A 16360-nucleotide genomic window follows, 5' to 3' on the forward strand; every position below is an offset into this window, starting at 1 on the left:
TATTTCTGAAAAATAATAACCAACTATCTACTTGGTGTTAGTTGCCCCGCCAAACCGGGTAAGCCAAATTCGATGCGTTGAATGAATACTTTCAATGCCTGAAAAGCATGCGCTTTTTCACGCATCGCTGCAGCCCGCATGGTACGTGGCTTTGGCGGAATTGATCAATTTTCATATTCCATAAAGGCCTATGCATAACGTTAAAGATTACTTTCGGAGATAAGCGTCAAGCCCAATGATTCACCCATCGATCCGCCGTGGGGGATTCAACAAACGGTCGATCGGCAGTTTTTGTAGAGAACGCAAAAAGACCGCAGGGAGTGAATCAATGGGCAATGTCCAGACCGCCGCCAGCGCAGAGGAATTGCTGTGGCGTCAGACGCCGGGTGGCGAATTGGTCGATCTTGGCCGGCCGCATCGTGTGCCGTTGGGGCAGTTGCGTTTGCAGCGTGCGCCCAAAGGCATTCTGAGTCGGCGCGAAACAATTCTGCTCGGCGTGCTCGCGTTGGTGGTGCACGGCGCGGTGATCTACTGGATCAGCCAGAAACCGACGCCAGTGCTACCGATCGTGCCGCCGGAAATTCCGCCGATGACTATCGAGTTCTCGCGCCCGGCACCGCCAGCACCACCGGTTGTCGAGCCGCCACCACCTGCGCCAGTGGTTGAACCACCACCGCCAGTGGAAGACGAACTGGCGGTAAAACCACCGCCGCCCAAACCGGTTCCGAAACCCAAACCGGTGGTTAAACAGGCACCCAAACCAGCACCGAAAGCCGTCGAGCAGCCACCAGCGCCGCCACAACCGGCCGCCCCGGTTGCGGCGCCAGCGCCACCTGCGCCGCCCGCGCCGGCACCGGTAACCCCGGCATCAGCGAATGCCGCTTACCTGAAAAACCCGGCACCGGAATACCCGTCACTGGCTCAGCGTCGCGGTTGGGAAGGCACGGTGTTGCTGCGCGTGCATGTGTTGGCCAGCGGCAAACCGGGCGAGATCCAGATAGCAAAAAGCAGCGGCCGGCAGCAGCTCGACGACGCGGCGCTGAACGCCGTGAAGCGTTGGAGTTTCGTCCCGGCCAAGCAGGGTGATGTCGCCCAGGACGGCTGGGTCAGCGTGCCCATCGATTTCAAGATTCATTAAACCGAAACCAAATTCGCGCGAAACGTTTACACGAGGGAATCATCATGACGTTACTGGCATCTCCACTGGAATCCATCGAAAGCGCGGTGATCTGGCTGCTGGTGGTTTTTTCCGTCGCCACCTGGGGTCTGGCATTGCTCAAGGCTGTGCAGTTCGGACGCCTGAAGGCACAGGATCGGCGTTTTCATAAACGTTTCTGGGCGGCGTCGAGTCTCGACTCCGCCGCTGAATTGAGCGAAACCCAACCCGGCGCCGCAGCGCGGGTGGCCCAGGCCGGATACGCGGCGATTCAGGTGGGCGAGGCGCCTCAGGCAAATGATTTGAGCCAGGCGATCAACCATCAGGATCGACTCGAGCGCGCTTTGCGCCAGCAGATCGTCCGCGAACGGCGTTCGCTGGAAACCGGTCTGGCCGTGGTCGCGAGTATTGGCAGTACGTCGCCGTTCATTGGTTTGTTCGGCACAGTGTGGGGAATCATGGAAGCGTTGAAAGGCATCAGCGCGGCCGGTTCGGCGAGCCTGGAAACGGTGGCCGGTCCGATCGGTGCAGCGCTGGTTGCGACGGGTGTAGGTATCGCCGTCGCGGTGCCGGCGGTGCTGGTTTACAACTACTTTTTGCGTCGTCTGAAACTGACTGCGGCGGATCTGGATGACTTCGCCCACGACTTCTACAGCCTGGCGCAAAAGAGTGCGTTCCGCGTGTTGATCCACCCGACGGCGCACAAGGTTGCAGCCTCGGGCAATGCGGCAAAAGTGAAGGAGGCGTCCTGATATGGCCTTCTCCACGCAAGACAGTGACGAGGTACTCAGCGAGATCAACGTAACGCCGCTGGTGGACGTGATGCTGGTGCTGCTGGTGGTGTTTATCGTCACCGCGCCGCTGCTGACCAACGCGATCCCGATCAACCTGCCAAAGACCGAAGCGGTGGCGCCGGTCGAGCAGAAGGATCCGCTGGTGGTGAGCATCGATGGTGCCGGCAAACTGTTTATCAATAAGGACGAGATTCAGCCGGACTTGCTGGAATTCAACCTAAAGTCGGCCAAGGCCAAGGACCCGGAAGTGCGCGTGCAATTGCAGGCGGATGACGGGGTGAACTACGGCGAAGTGGCGCGGGCGATGGCTTCGATTGAACGGGCGGGGATTACCAAGTTGTCGGTGATTACTGCGCGGTAACAGGATTTACGTTTTTCCGGGGCCGTCTCCTTGGCAGGGTGCGGCCCTTTTTTTATTTCTGGCATTAAAAGCAGAACCCTCACCCTAGCCCTCCCGAAACGTCGGACCGCCCATAGGGAGAGGGGACTGACCGAGGTGATTGTTCGAGGTACGCAGACCTGAGATTTCGAGCCGAACTCAAGATTTGAACAGCATGAAGATCGGCTCCCTTCCCCCTCGCCCCCTTGGGGGAGAGGGCTGGGGTGAGGGGGAAAGGATCTAAAGTCATACACAATACTCATATTCAATTCAGGTCTTAATAAATAGCTTCTTATTCCTTAACGAATATAAATCCCCTCCCTATACTCGTTCAGGAACAGACACGACGCAGGAGAGCTCCCCATGCGCAACGAATCAATCCGCTACCTGATTGTGCCGGGCTGGCAAGGATCGCCAGAAGATCATTGGCAAAGCCATTGGCAGAACAGCCTGCCGAACAGTGCGCGGGTCGAACAGGCCGATTGGCTGACGCCGCGTCGTGAAGACTGGGTCGCGGCATTGGCCGAGGCGATTGCTGCCGACAGCACGCCCGTTATCCTTATTGCCCATAGCCTCGGCTGTGTCACGGTTGCCCATTGGGCGGCCACGGCGCCGCTGCAATACCTGCGTCAGGTTCGCGGTGCCTTGCTGGTCGCGCCGGCGGATGTCGAGCGCCCGGCCTGCGCGCCGGCGCTGCGTAACTTCGCACCGATTCCTACCGATCTGCTGCCATTTCCAAGCCAGGTGGTCAGCTCCGATAACGACGCTGCCGTCAGTGCGCCGCGCGCGCTGGAGCTGGCGCGCAACTGGGGCGCCGAGGCTGGGATTCTCGCCGGTGCCGGGCACATCAACGTCAAGTCCGGGCATCAGCGTTGGGAGCAGGGTTTTGCTTATCTCTATCGCCTGCAAAACCGCATGGAACACCACGCTCGCCGTCGCGCCTGATTTTTTATCTTTCAACGCCCCCGTCTCCCGGCGGTTTTGGGCGGGAGTCTGCCATGAGTTTCGAAACATTCGGTCAGCCGTTGCTGACCTTTCCCGACGCTGAAAAAAGCCCCCTGAGCATTCGCGCTAAAGCGCTGGTGTTTGTCGACCCGCGCTCGCGTCAGTTGCGCGAAGAACTGGAGCAATTGGCGCCGCGTTCGACCTCGGTATTGATCCGTGGCGAGACCGGCACGGGTAAAGAATTGCTCGCCCGGCACATCCATCGCGCCAGTGACCGCAGCGGGCTGTTCGTTTCGGTCAATTGCGGCGCGATCAGTCCGACTTACGCCGATGCCGAACTGTTCGGCTACGCCGCCGGCAGTTACAGCGGCTCGGCCAGCAGCCGTGCAGGCTGGTTCGGTTCGGCCAATGGCGGCACCTTGTATCTGGATGAAATCGGCGACTTGCCGCTGCCGATCCAGATCAAATTGCTTGCCGCGTTGGAGAACCACGAAGTCACCCGTGTCGGTGCGCATCAGCCGAGTCCGGTGGATGTGCGCCTGGTGGCCGCGACCAGCATCGATCTGGCGCAAGCAGTAGACGCCGGAAAATTCCACGAGCGGCTTTATCACTACCTCAGCGAAGGTCATCTCGAGTTGCCGGCGTTGCGCGCGCGTATCGGCGATATCCTCTCGCTGGCCGAGTACTTCCTTGGCATCTATAGCCAGCGCCTCGACCTGCCCGTGCCGCTGATCAGCGAAGCAGCGCAACACGTGCTTGAACAACACAGTTGGCCAGGCAACACCCGCGAGCTGGAAAACGTCATTCACTTTGCCTTGCTGGTGAGTACTGGCGACGAGATTCTGCCGGAGCACCTGAACTTGCCCGAGGTGTCTGCGCCGCAGCTTCAGATCGAACGGCTGGTTGCACAAATCAACATCGGCGGTAGCGTTGATGAGCGTAAGGCATTGAAAGATTTGCTGATTCGTTTGGGTGAGGCGTTGTAACCGTTTCGTTCAACATGAACAAAATGGAATATGAAGCTGAATAAACGTTATTGTCCGGGAATAAAAAATCCCGGTATTGTCCGACCCACGCCAGCGATATCACTTCACTGGCACACGTATTAATGCCGTCGTCGATGACGACCGTGATTTTCGATAAGGACACTGCATGAAAAAGGTTCTGTTGTTTACCGCATTGGCGGCTGCTCTGACTGCTTCCCTGGCCAATGCTGGCGAAAAACTGGTGGTTGCCGCGACGCCGGTACCGCACGCTGAAATCCTTGAGCTGATCAAACCGACCCTGGCCAAAGAAGGCGTGGATCTGGAAATCAAAGTCTTCACCGACTACGTGCAGCCGAACGTACAGGTTGGCGAGAAGCGTCTGGACGCCAACTACTTCCAGACCCTGCCGTACCTGAACAGCTTCAACCAGGGCAAATACAAGGACGACAAGTCCAAATACCTGGTGACTGTGCAAGGCGTGCACGTTGAACCGTTCGGTGGTTACTCGAGCAAATACAAAACCCTGGCTGAACTGCCGGACGGCGCGACCATCGCCATCCCGAACGAAGGCAGCAACAGCGGCCGTGCCCTGATCCTGCTGCAGAAGGCTGGCCTGATCGAACTGAAAGATCCGAAAAACGCTCTGGCAACGCCGAAAGACATCGCCAAGAACCCGCACAACTTCAAGTTCAAGGAACTGGAATCGGCGCTGCTGCCACGCGTTCTGAAGGAAGTTGATCTGGACATGATCAACACCAACTACGCGCTGGAAGCCAAGTTGAATCCGACCAAGGATGCGCTGGTGATCGAAGGCGCTGACTCGCCGTACGTGAACTTCCTGGTGGCCCGTGAGGACAACAAGAACAGCGACGCGATCCAGAAACTGGCCAAAGCCCTGACCAGCCCGGAAGTCAAAGCGTTCATCGAGAAGAAGTACAACGGCGCGGTACTGCCGGCGTTCTGATCTGACGCTTGAACCACCCCCTTCAAGGTGTGAAAACGCCGATGGCCAGTGATGGGCATCGGCGTTTTTGTATGTACGCAATTTTCGGCCGGTGATTTTGATCGTTCCCACGCTCTGCGTGGGAATGCCTCAATGGACGCTCCGCGTCCGCTTTTGGCAGGGACGCGGAGCGTCCCGGGCTGCGTGCCCACGCGGAGCGTGGGAACGATCGGTACAGGCCTCAGGCCACCTGGGCCTTCAACGCCCGCCTCAACGCCACCAACAATTTCACAATTTCCTGCGGATCCAGTCGCTGCGGCACTTTTACGTCCATGTTTTCTTCCTTGTTATGGGTTTGGCCGGGGGAGTCTGGCCAAAAGCTGTTCGTCCTTGGAGGGCTTTCGTGAAAAAAAGATCCTTCCTACAGCGCAAAGGAAAATAGCCTTCTTATTCCTTCCCGGCAAACTCACAGGATAGTTTTTTGGGTGATATCAATATGCTTTAACGGTATTTAAATTCTTGTTTTTATACCTATAAAGTCGATGCTTGCCGGACAGCCACCCGTTGTCCATGGACTGCATCACCGTCGCTTACCGAGCGGCGTCAGGACGCTTCATGACTTTCGATTACGCATTTATCCTCAGTACCCTGCCGGCATTTCTCAAAGCCGTGGGCGTGACGCTGCAGGTCGGATTTATTGCCATTGGCACCTCATTGCTGGTGGCACTGCTCAACGCGACGATTCTGGTGTTTCGCACGCCTTACCTGCGAAAACTGGTGGGCCTGTATGTGGAACTGGCGCGCAACACACCGCTGTTGATCCAGTTGTTTTTCGTCTACTTCGCCTTGCCGGCAGTGGGGATCCAGGTTTCCGGTTTCACCGCCGCGATCATCACCATGACCTTCCTCGGCGGCGCCTACCTCACCGAAGTGCTGCGCGCGGGCGTCGATGCGGTGCCGCAGGCGCAACTGGAGTCGGGGCGTTCGATCGGCCTGTCCCACGGCCAATTGCTGCGCTACGTGATACTGCCGCAAGCGGGGATCCTCAGTCTGCCGTCGCTGTTCGCCAATTTCATCTTCCTGCTCAAGGAAACCACCGTGGTCTCGGCGGTGGCGGTGCCGGAAATCCTCTACACCACCAAAAGCTATATCGCGCTCTATTACAAAACCTACGAAATGCTCGCCGTGCTGACGCTGATCTGCGTGCTGCTGTTCTTGCCGCTGTCGCTGTTGCTCAGCCGTCTGGAAAGGAGGCTCCAGCATGGCCAGTTCGGGTCTTGAGTTGCTCTGGGTGTCGTTGCCGCAATTGGCCAAAGGCGCCGGACAAACCCTGTCGATCTCGTTTCTGAGCATTGCCATCAGTACTGTCGGCGGCGTGCTTTACGGCGTGTTGCGCACGCTCAATGTGACGTGGCTCAACGCGATTTTGCGGGTGTACCTGGAACTGTTCCGGGCGATCCCGGTGCTGGTCTGGTTGTACCTGTTGTTCTTCGGCTTGCCGATTTTCTTTGGTCTGAGCATTCCGAGCTTCTGGTGCGCGGTACTGGTGCTGTCGTTGTGGGGTGCCAGCGAGGTGGGTGAAGTGGCGCGGGGCGCGCTGCATTCGTTGCCGCGCGGGCAGCGCGAAGCGGGGCTGTCGATTGGTCTGAACGCCGCGCAACTCTACGGCTACGTGTTGCTGCCGCAAGCGCTGAAGCGCATGACGCCGCCAACCATCAACGTCTACACGCGAATCATCAAGACCAGTTCCCTGGCGGTGCTGATCGGCGTGGTCGATGTGATCAAGGTCGGCCAGCAGATCATCGAGCGCACTTACGAATCGGTGCTGATCTACGGCGCACTGTTCCTGTTTTTCTTTTTCATCTGCTACCCGCTCTCGGCCGCTTCGCGCGTGCTGGAGCGGCGCTGGACGCAAGCATGAGCGCATTGATCGAGTTTCACGGCTTCAACAAATTCTACGGCGAGCAGCAGGTGCTCAACGGCATCGACCTGCAGGTGCAGAGTGGCGAAGTGATCGTCATCCTCGGCCCCAGCGGTTGCGGCAAAAGTACCTTATTGCGTTGCCTCAATGGCCTGGAAGAGGCGCACAGCGGCAGCCTGAAATTTGTCGGCCGCGAGCTGCTGGACAAGACCACCGACTGGCGTGAAATCCGTCAGCAGATCGGCATGGTATTCCAGAGTTATCACCTGTTCCCGCACATGAGCGTGCTCGACAATTTGCTGCTCGGCCCGCTCAAGGTGCAGAAGCGCCAGCGCCGCGAAGCGCAGCAGCAAGCCGAAGCACTGCTCGAACGCGTGGGGCTGGCGGACAAGCGCGACGCCTTCCCGCGTCAGCTCTCCGGCGGCCAGCAGCAACGCATCGCCATCGTCCGCTCGTTGTGCATGAACCCGCGCGTGATGCTTTTCGACGAAGTCACCGCCGCGCTTGACCCGGAGATGGTCAAGGAAGTTTTGCAGGTCATCCAGGGCCTCGCTCGCGAAGGCATGACCCTGTTGATCGTCACCCATGAAATGGCCTTCGCCCGCGCCGTGGCCGACCGCATCGTGTTCATGGATGCCGGGCGCATCCTTGAACAGACCCCGCCCGAGATTTTCTTTACGAACCCGCAAACCGCACGCGCGCAGCAGTTTCTGGAGAAGTTCTCCTTCGTTGCAACACTGCCAAAAACGAATCCGACAAAGGAACTGGAACTGTTATGAAAACTGCCGCTTTTTTACTGCCCTTGCTCAGCCTCGCCTTGCTTGCCGGTTGCAGCAAAACCGAAGAACCGCCGAAGCCAAAGGTCGCCAGCGAGAGCGCTGCGCCGGCCGGTTACCTGGACAAGATCAAAGCCCGCGACAAACTGATCGTTGGCGTGTTTACCGATAAACCGCCGTTCGGTTTTGTCGATGAAGCAGGGCGCTACGTTGGTTTCGATACCGACATCGGCCGTCGTTTCGCCAAGGATCTGCTCGGCGATGAAAACAAGGTCGAATTCGTCGCCGTCGAACCGGCGAGCCGCATTCCGTTTCTGCAAAGCGACAAGGTCGACCTGATCCTCGCCAACATGACTGTCACGCCTGAGCGCAAGGAAGCAGTGGAGTTCACCAACCCGAATCTTAAGGTCGCGGTGCAGGCGCTGGTGCCGCAAAGCAGCGCGGTGAAAAACCTCGATGATCTGGCGACCCGCACTACCATCGTCACTACGGGCACGACTGCTGATATCTGGCTGACCAAGAATCACCCGGACTGGAAACTGCTGAAGTTCGAGAAAAACTCCGAATCGCTGCAAGCCTTGGCCAATGGCCGTGGCGATGCTTATGCACAGGACAACCTGGTGCTGTTCAGCTGGGCCAAACAGAATCCTGGCTATCGCGTGCTCGATGAAAAGCTGGGGGCTGAAGCGCCGATTGCGCCGGCGGTGAAGAAGGGCAATATCGAGTTGCGTGACTGGGTGAATACCGAGCTGACCAAGCTGGGCGAGGAGAAGTATCTGCTCAAGCTGTATGACCAATATGTGCGTAAAGAGCTGAGCGATGACACCAAGCCTGAGAGCGTGATTGTCGAGGGTGGCAAGTGGCAGGGGTGATTGCCTGTCAGGTCGGTGGTGAGGCCCGCCCCTCACCCCAGCCCTCTCCCGAAGGAGAGGGAGCCGACCGAGGTGTCTTGCATCGGATATCGACCTGACAACCCGAGTCGATTATGGATTCACAGAGTCATTTTCAGGTCGGCGTAATTCAACAGCATCCCCCAATCAGTCCCCTCTCCCTCTGGGAGAGGGTTAGGGTGGGGGGCTTTTGGCTGGAACGCTCAATCCGGCCAGTTCCACGCCGGCTCATCCAGCACCCGCTGCCCGACAATCCCGGTCTGCCCCAGGGTTTTCTCCAACACAATGCAATTGCACTCGGGATCTTCCTGCAACGCCGAAATCAACCGCCGCGCATGCGACACCACCCACACCTGACACTGCTCCGAGGCACGGATAATCAACCGCGCCAGTGCCGGTAGCAGATCAGGGTGCAGACTGGTTTCCGGTTCGTTCAGCACCATCAGCGACGGCGGTCTCGGCGTCAGCAGCGCTGCGACCAGCAGCAAATACCGCAACGTCCCGTCCGACAGCTCCGCCGCCGACAATGGGCGCAGCAAACCTTCCTGATAAAACTCGATGGCAAATCTTCCACCGGCCTGCGCTTCGATATGCACCCGTGCGCCCGGAAACGCATCGGTAATCGCCGCACGCATCGCATCGCCATCACCAATCTCGATGATGGTCTGCAACGCCGCCGCCAGATCGCGGCCATCGTGATGCAGTACCGGCGTGCGCGTGCCCAGTTGCGGCTGACGCACAGGCGCGTCGGCATCGCTGCGAAAGTGATCGTAAAAGCGCCAGCGGCGAATGAACTCGCGCATCTGAAACACTTCCGGCGAGCTGCGCAGGCTACCGACCTGATCAAACAAACTGTCGAAATTCGGTGTGTGCTGCGCCAGCACATCCCATTGGCGCTCGTTGCGTGCGCGGATCATTGGGCCGTCACGATCCACCAGCAGGCTGGCGGGACGATAAAGCGCGCCGGCCCAGATGCATTCGCGCTTGATCTGCGGGTCGAGGCTGAAGCGCGAAGGGATCGGCCGTGAATGTTCGGGCAACATGAAGTGCCCGTTGGAATCGGGCAACCCGAGGCTGATCGAATAACTGAAATCTTCCCCGGCGAACCCCAGGCGCAGTCGCTTCACGCCTTGGCGCACCGTCGACTGGATCGGCACTTCGCCGTTGCGCATGCGCCGGCTGATGGTTTCCGGCCCGGCCCAGAAGGTCGACTCCAGCCCGCCTTCACGGGCCAGCGCATTGACCACCCCGCCCTGAGCGGTTTCCGCCAGCAGGCGCAAGGCCCGGTAGAGGTTGGACTTGCCGCTACCGTTGGGGCCGGTGATCAAGTTCAGCCGGCCGAGCGGAATTACCAATTTATTGATCGAGCGATAGTTGGCCACCGCGAGAGTGTTGAGCATGGAATTTCTTCTCTTGAGACGCCTATTGTAGGAGCTGCCGCAGGCTGCGATCTTTTGATGTTGTTTTTAAAAGATCAAAAGATCGCAGCCTGCGGCAGCTCCTACAGGAAAACATGGGGGACGAACGGGCGAACGTTGAACCCTGTTCTAAGCTCACAGTCGTATCGTCACTTGCACGTTCGTACACAGGAAGGAGTCTGCATGGCGAGTCCCGGTTTGAAAACAGCGGTCATGCTGAGTCTGCTCACCTTGGTGACCGCTTGCGGCGAGAAAAAAGCCCCTGAGGAATACCTGCCACGGGTTTTTGTACAAGAAGTCAAACCCACGGATTACGCGGCTGCGGTGACATTGACGGGGGACGTGCAGGCGCGCGTGCAGACTGAATTGTCGTTCCGTGTCGGCGGCAAGATCATCCAGCGTATGGTTGATGTCGGCGACCGGGTCACGGCCAAACAGGTGTTGGCCAAACTCGACCCCAAGGATTTGCAGACCAACGTCGATTCGGCCCAAGCCCAGGTCGTCGCTGAACAAGCCCGAGTGAAACAGAGCGCTGCGGCGTTCGTGCGTCAGCAAAAGCTCCTGCCCAAGGGCTACACCAGCCAGAGCGAATACGACTCCGCCCAAGCGGCGTTGCGCAGCAGCCAGAGCGCCTTGAGCGCGGCGCAGGCGCAATTGGCTAATGCGAAGGACCAACTCAGCTACACCGCGTTGATTGCCGATGCTCCGGGCGTGATCACCGAGCGTCAGGCCGAGGTCGGCCAGGTCGTGCAGGCCACTGCGCCGATTTTTTCGTTGGCCCGCGACGGCGACCGTGACGCGGTATTCAACGTCTACGAATCGCTGCTGGCCGAGCGTCCTGCGGATCCCTCGATCGTCGTCAGCCTGCTCGATAACCCTGCCATCAAAACCACCGGCACGGTGCGTGAAATCACCCCGGCGGTGTCGGCGCAGTCCGGCACGGTGCAAGTCAAAGTCAGCCTCGACCGCCTGCCACAAGGGATGCAGCTGGGCTCGGTGGTCAGCGCCACGGCCAAGGGCAGCGGCAAGTCGGCAGTCGAATTGCCATGGTCGGCGCTGACGAAAAACATCAGTGATCCGGCGGTGTGGATGGTTGACGATAAAGGTGAGGCGCAGTTGCACAACGTGACCGTCGGCCGCTACCTGATCGGCAAGGTCATCATCAGCGAAGGCCTCAAGGGCGGAGAGAAAGTCATTGTCGCCGGTGGGCAGTTGTTGCATCCCGGCATGAAAGTCGAAATCGCTGAAAACACCTACAAGGATCTGCAACCGGGAGCACAGCCATGAAGCGTCTGGGGCTGTTGTCCGTGGGTGTGTTGCTGGCGGCCTGCTCGAAAAGCGAGCCACCTCCGGAGCCGGTACGTCCGGTGTTATCGGTCAAGGTTCAAGCGTTGAGCGAGGAAAGCCTGGGGCGTTTCGCCGGCAGCATCCAGGCGCGTTATGAAAGCAACACCGGTTTCCGCGTCGGTGGCCGCATCGCGAGCCGCAACGTCGATGTCGGAACCGAAGTGCAAAAGGGCACGCTGCTCGCCACCCTCGATCCATCTGATCAGCAGAACCAATTGCGTTCGGCCCAAGGCGACCTGGCCAGGGTTCAGGCGCAACTGATCAATGCCCAGGCCAATGCCCGCCGTCAGCAGGCGCTGTTCGATCGTGGCGTAGGGGCGCAGGCACAACTGGACATCGCTACCACAGACCTGAAAACCACCCAGGCCTCGCTGGACCAGGCACGGGCGGCGGTCAATCAAAGCAAAGACCAGCTCGGCTACACCGAACTGCGTTCCGACCATAAAGCCGTGGTCACCGCGTGGAACGCCGAAGCCGGGCAAGTGGTGACGGCGGGCCAGCAGGTCGTGACCCTGGCGCAACCGGACATCAAGGAAGCGGTGATTGATCTGCCGGACACCCTGGTCGATCAGATTCCCTCCGACGTGGTGTTTCTGGTGGCCGGGCAACTCGACCCGAGCATCAACACCACGGCAACCCTTCGCGAGATCGAACCGCAGGCGCAAAGCGCCACGCGCACTCGTCGCGCACGCCTGACGCTGGCCGAGACACCGGACGGTTTCCGCCTCGGCACGGCGATCAGCGTGACCCTCAGTTCGGCGATCAAACCGCGCATCGAATTGCCGGCTACCGCTTTGCAGGAGGTCGACGGCAAACCACGGATCTGGGTCATCGACACCCAGAGCAAAACCGTCAGCCCTCGCGACGTCAGCGTGATCAGCCGCAGCGACAGCAGCGTGGTGCTCGCGGGCGGCGTGAAGAATGGCGAGCGCGTGGTCAGCGCCGGCGTCAACAGCCTCAAACCCGGACAATCGGTAAAACTTGACGAGGACAGTCAATGAAAGGCTCTTTCAACCTCTCCGAATGGGCCCTCAAGCATCAGTCATTCGTCTGGTACCTGATGTTCGTCGCGTTGCTGATGGGCGTGTTCTCGTACTTCAATCTGGGCCGCGAAGAAGACCCGTCGTTCACCATCAAAACCATGGTGATCCAGACCAAATGGCCAGGCGCGACCCAGGAAGAAACCCTCGCGCAGGTCACCGACCGCATCGAGAAAAAACTCGAAGAACTCGACTCCCTCGACTACGTGAAAAGTTACACGCGCCCCGGCGAATCGACGGTGTACGTGTACCTGCGCGATACCACCAGCGCCAAGGACATCCCGGAAATCTGGTACCAGGTGCGCAAGAAGATCGACGACATTCGCGGGCAGTTCCCCAAAGGTATTCAGGGGCCCGGGTTCAACGACGAATTCGGTGATGTGTTCGGCTCGGTCTACGCCTTCACCGCCGACGGCCTGAGCATGCGCCAATTGCGCGATTACGTAGAACAGGCGCGGGCCGAGATCCGCAATGTGCCGGGGCTGGGCAAGATCGAAATGATCGGCCAGCAGGACGAAGTGATTTATCTGAACTTCTCTACCCGCAAACTGGCGGCGTTGGGTATCGATCAGCGTCAGGTTGTGCAGAGCCTGCAATCGCAGAACGCCGTGACCCCGGCCGGTGTGATCGAGGCCGGCCCTGAGCGGATTTCCGTGCGCACTTCGGGGCAGTTCGCCTCGGAAAAAGATCTGGCCGAGGTCAATCTCAAGCTCAACGACCGCTTCTATCGTTTGGCTGACATCGCCGACATCACTCGCGGTTACACCGATCCGGCTACCCCGGAATTCCGCTTCGACGGCAAACCGGCCATCGGTCTGGCGATCGCCATGCAGAAGGGCGGCAACGTTCAGGCGTTCGGCAAGGCGTTGCACCAGCGCATCGATGAACTGACCGCAGACTTGCCGGTTGGCGTGGGTGTGCACACCGTGTCCGATCAGGCGGTGGTGGTGGAAGAAGCCGTGGGTGGCTTTACCAGTGCCCTGTTCGAGGCGGTGATCATCGTGCTGGTGGTCAGCTTCATCAGCCTCGGCGTGCGCGCCGGCCTGGTGGTGGCGTGCTCGATTCCACTGGTGCTGGCGATGGTGTTTGTGTTCATGGAATACAGTGGCATCACCATGCAGCGGATTTCTCTCGGCGCACTGATTATTGCCCTCGGCCTGCTGGTGGACGATGCGATGATCACCGTGGAGATGATGGTCACGCGCCTGGAGATGGGCGAGACCAAGGAGCAGGCGGCGACGTTTGCCTACACCTCGACGGCGTTCCCGATGCTCACCGGGACGCTGGTGACGGTCGCCGGTTTCGTGCCGATCGGCCTCAACGCCAGTTCCGCCGGTGAGTACACCTACACGCTGTTTGCGGTGATTGCCGTGGCCATGATTGTGTCGTGGATTGTCGCGGTGTTCTTCGCTCCGGTGATCGGCGTGCACATTCTCAGCGCCAACGTGAAACCCCATGAAGCCGAGCCGGGCCGCGTCGGGCGTGCGTTCAATGGCGGTCTGTTGTGGGCGATGCGCAATCGCTGGTGGGCGATCGGTATCACCGTGCTGCTGTTTGCCCTGTCGATTTTTTGCATGCGCTTTGTGCAGAACCAGTTCTTCCCGGCATCGGACCGTCCGGAAATTCTCGTCGACCTGAACCTGCCACAAAATGCCTCCATCGACGAAACACGCAAGGCCGTCGACAAGCTGGAAGAAACCCTCAAAGGCGACCCGGACATTGTGCGCTGGAGCACCTACATCGGTCAGGGCGCGATCCGCTTCTACCTGCCCCTCGACCAGCAATTGCAAAACCCGTACTACGCACAACTGGTGATCGTCAGCAAAGACTTCGAGGCCCGTGAGGCACTGAGTCAGCGTCTGCGCGAGCGCTTGCACAAGGACTTCGTCGGCATCGGCAGTTACGTCCAGGCGCTGGAAATGGGCCCGCCGGTCGGGCGTCCGATCCAGTACCGGGTCAGCGGCAAGGACATCGATCAAGTGCGCAAACACGCCATCGACCTCGCGACCGAGCTGGACAAGAACCCGCACATCGGCGAGATCATTTACGACTGGAACGAGCCGGGCAAAGTCCTGCGCATCGACATCGCCCAGGACAAGGCGCGGCAGCTCGGGTTGTCCTCCGAAGACGTTGCGAACCTGATGAACAGTATCGTCAGCGGCGCGCCTCTGACCCAGGTCAACGACGACATCTACCTGATCAATGTGGTCGGCCGGGCGGTGAATTCGGAGCGTGGTACGCCGGAAACCCTGCAGAATCTGCAGATCGTTACGCCCAACGGCACATCGATACCGTTATTGGCGTTCGCCACTGTGCGCTATGAGCTGGAACAGCCGCTGGTGTGGCGTCGCGACCGCTTGCCGACTATCACCATCAAGGCCTCGGTGCGCGACGAGATCCAGCCGACCGATCTGGTGAAAATCCTCAAGCCATCGATTGATGCTTTCGCCGAGAAACTGCCGGTCGGCTACAAAGTCGCCACTGGCGGTACGGTCGAGGAAAGTGGCAAGGCGCAGGGGCCGATTGCCAAGGTCTTGCCGTTGATGCTGTTTTTGATGGCAACCTTCCTGATGATCCAGTTGCACAGCGTGCAGAAGATGTTCCTCGTCGCGAGTGTCGCGCCGCTGGGGCTGATCGGCGTGGTGCTGGCGCTGGTGCCGACCGGCACGCCGATGGGCTTTGTGGCGATTCTGGGGATTCTCGCGCTGATCGGCATCATCATCCGTAACTCGGTGATTCTGGTGACGCAGATCGATGAGTTCGAGAAGAAAGGCTATGCGCCGTGGGATGCGGTGGTCGAGGCGACCGAGCATCGACGTCGGCCGATCCTGCTGACCGCTGCGGCGGCCAGTATGGGCATGATCCCCATCGCCCGCGAAGTGTTCTGGGGCCCGATGGCGTACGCGATGATTGGCGGGATCGTGGTGGCGACGTTGCTGACGCTGCTGTTCCTGCCGGCGCTGTATGTGGCCTGGTACAAGATTCGCGAACCGCAAAAGGATGCCGCTTAAAAGCGAATGCTGCGCACTCTATTCGCGAGCAGGCGTCAGAACTGGCTATGCAGATTTACGCCAGACACTCGCCAACCAGGGCTGCTGCTCTCGCGGCAGCCCTGCCGGGCGGTAGTAATGCTCCAACTCGACAAACCCCGCCTCCGTCAACAACTCTTGCCACGCCGCCAGATCGTGATACGAGCCATAGCGCGGCCCGTTCCAGCCCTCACGGTTATCCCCGCGCGGATTCGAGCTGAAGAGCACACCACCGGGCTTCAGCGCGCCATGTAATTGCTTGAGCACCCGCGGCAACTCCTGCAACGGCACATGAAACAACACCGCATTGGCGAAGATGCCGTCGAAGCGTTCAGCCGGCAGATCCAGCTTCAGAAAGTCCTGCTGCAGCACCTCGCAACCACTGTCCTCACGGGCCATTCGCGCAAACTCTGGCGAACCGTCGAGGCCGACGGCGATGTGACCCATGCGCGTAAACGTCTGCAAATCCCGGCCCGGGCCGCAGCCGAAATCCAGAATCGTGAGGGGCGCTGAACCGTGAATATGCCGCAGCAAGGCATCGATGTTCTGGCTGACATCGTGGTCGCGAGTGCCTTCACGGAAGTCTTCAGCCACCGAGTTGTAGTGGCCGAGGGTGGTGGCGGTGATCTGTTCGAGGTCGGTGGGGGTTTGCTTCATGGTCGAGGGCTGCGCGGGCAAAGGAGATTTGCCGAATATACGCCATCGGGTTTGGGGCTGCTGCGCAGCCATTCGCGAG

General features: G+C 59.5%; 15 protein-coding genes. 13 read left to right on the forward strand and 2 right to left on the reverse strand.

The features are described from left to right. Nucleotides 1-328: 328 nt before the first annotated feature. The 10 genes from FGA82_RS09570 (at nucleotide 329) to FGA82_RS09615 (ending at nucleotide 8772) form a co-directional block, all read left to right on the forward strand. Nucleotides 329-1138 carry an energy transducer TonB gene (locus FGA82_RS09570; RefSeq protein WP_007919146.1) on the forward strand — a complete coding sequence of 270 codons (810 nt, stop codon included), beginning with the start codon at nucleotides 329-331 and terminating at the stop codon, nucleotides 1136-1138. Between the two features lie 44 nt (nucleotides 1139-1182). Beyond that, entirely contained in the window at nucleotides 1183-1908 is a 726-nt protein-coding gene (locus FGA82_RS09575; protein WP_141126903.1) for a MotA/TolQ/ExbB proton channel family protein, read from the forward strand. A 1-nt stretch (nucleotide 1909) separates the two neighbouring features. Beyond that, on the forward strand, nucleotides 1910-2311 hold the full coding sequence (locus tag FGA82_RS09580; RefSeq protein WP_003220570.1) for an ExbD/TolR family protein: 402 nt from the start codon (nucleotides 1910-1912) through the stop codon (nucleotides 2309-2311). A gap of 381 nt (nucleotides 2312-2692) precedes the next feature. Further along, nucleotides 2693-3274, forward strand: coding sequence for an alpha/beta hydrolase (locus FGA82_RS09585; protein WP_077570156.1), 582 nt, complete (start codon nucleotides 2693-2695; stop codon nucleotides 3272-3274). A gap of 53 nt (nucleotides 3275-3327) precedes the next feature. Continuing rightward, entirely contained in the window at nucleotides 3328-4260 is a 933-nt protein-coding gene (locus tag FGA82_RS09590) for a sigma 54-interacting transcriptional regulator (protein WP_141126904.1), read from the forward strand. Between the two features lie 166 nt (nucleotides 4261-4426). After that, a complete protein-coding gene (locus tag FGA82_RS09595) occupies nucleotides 4427-5224 on the forward strand; it encodes a MetQ/NlpA family ABC transporter substrate-binding protein (protein ID WP_016985636.1) in 798 nt (265 codons plus the stop codon). 594 nt (nucleotides 5225-5818) lie between these two features. Continuing rightward, the gene (locus FGA82_RS09600) at nucleotides 5819-6484 is read left to right on the forward strand and encodes an amino acid ABC transporter permease (protein ID WP_141126905.1); all 666 of its coding nucleotides are present in this window, start codon (nucleotides 5819-5821) and stop codon (nucleotides 6482-6484) included. Further along, nucleotides 6465-7124: an amino acid ABC transporter permease gene (locus tag FGA82_RS09605; protein WP_007918714.1), complete on the forward strand. Its 660-nt coding sequence runs from the start codon at nucleotides 6465-6467 to the stop codon at nucleotides 7122-7124. The genes FGA82_RS09600 and FGA82_RS09605 overlap by 20 nt, the downstream gene beginning before the upstream one ends. Beyond that, on the forward strand, nucleotides 7121-7903 hold the full coding sequence (locus tag FGA82_RS09610; protein WP_141126906.1) for an amino acid ABC transporter ATP-binding protein: 783 nt from the start codon (nucleotides 7121-7123) through the stop codon (nucleotides 7901-7903). Before FGA82_RS09605 ends, FGA82_RS09610 begins: the two co-directional genes overlap by 4 nt. Then, nucleotides 7900-8772 (forward strand): transporter substrate-binding domain-containing protein, encoded by an 873-nt coding sequence (locus tag FGA82_RS09615; RefSeq protein ID WP_141126907.1) that lies wholly within the window; start codon nucleotides 7900-7902, stop codon nucleotides 8770-8772. Before FGA82_RS09610 ends, FGA82_RS09615 begins: the two co-directional genes overlap by 4 nt. 221 nt (nucleotides 8773-8993) lie before the next feature. Here the strand turns inward: FGA82_RS09615 and FGA82_RS09620 are convergent, their stop codons facing one another. Then, a complete protein-coding gene (locus FGA82_RS09620; RefSeq protein ID WP_141126908.1) occupies nucleotides 8994-10190 on the reverse strand; it encodes an AAA family ATPase in 1197 nt (398 codons plus the stop codon). Nucleotides 10191-10391: 201 nt separating this feature from the next. Between FGA82_RS09620 and FGA82_RS09625 the strand changes: the two genes are divergently transcribed. From FGA82_RS09625 to FGA82_RS09635, 3 genes are read left to right on the forward strand one after another with little or no spacing between them, the layout of a single operon-like run. Further along, complete coding sequence (locus tag FGA82_RS09625; protein WP_141126909.1) at nucleotides 10392-11495, forward strand: efflux RND transporter periplasmic adaptor subunit; 1104 nt, start codon at nucleotides 10392-10394, stop codon at nucleotides 11493-11495. Beyond that, nucleotides 11492-12556, forward strand: coding sequence for an efflux RND transporter periplasmic adaptor subunit (locus tag FGA82_RS09630; protein ID WP_141126910.1), 1065 nt, complete (start codon nucleotides 11492-11494; stop codon nucleotides 12554-12556). The genes FGA82_RS09625 and FGA82_RS09630 overlap by 4 nt, the downstream gene beginning before the upstream one ends. Further along, nucleotides 12553-15606, forward strand: coding sequence for an efflux RND transporter permease subunit (locus tag FGA82_RS09635; protein ID WP_141126911.1), 3054 nt, complete (start codon nucleotides 12553-12555; stop codon nucleotides 15604-15606). Before FGA82_RS09630 ends, FGA82_RS09635 begins: the two co-directional genes overlap by 4 nt. 45 nt (nucleotides 15607-15651) lie before the next feature. Here FGA82_RS09635 and FGA82_RS09640 read toward each other — a convergent pair whose 3' ends face one another. After that, nucleotides 15652-16281, reverse strand: a complete 630-nt coding sequence (locus FGA82_RS09640; protein ID WP_141126912.1) for a class I SAM-dependent methyltransferase — start codon at nucleotides 16279-16281, stop codon at nucleotides 15652-15654. Between the last annotated feature and the right edge of the window lie 79 nt (nucleotides 16282-16360).

Origin of the sequence: Pseudomonas fluorescens (genome assembly GCF_005938625.1) — a bacterium.
GTDB lineage: Bacteria > Pseudomonadota > Gammaproteobacteria > Pseudomonadales > Pseudomonadaceae > Aquipseudomonas > Aquipseudomonas fluorescens_BD.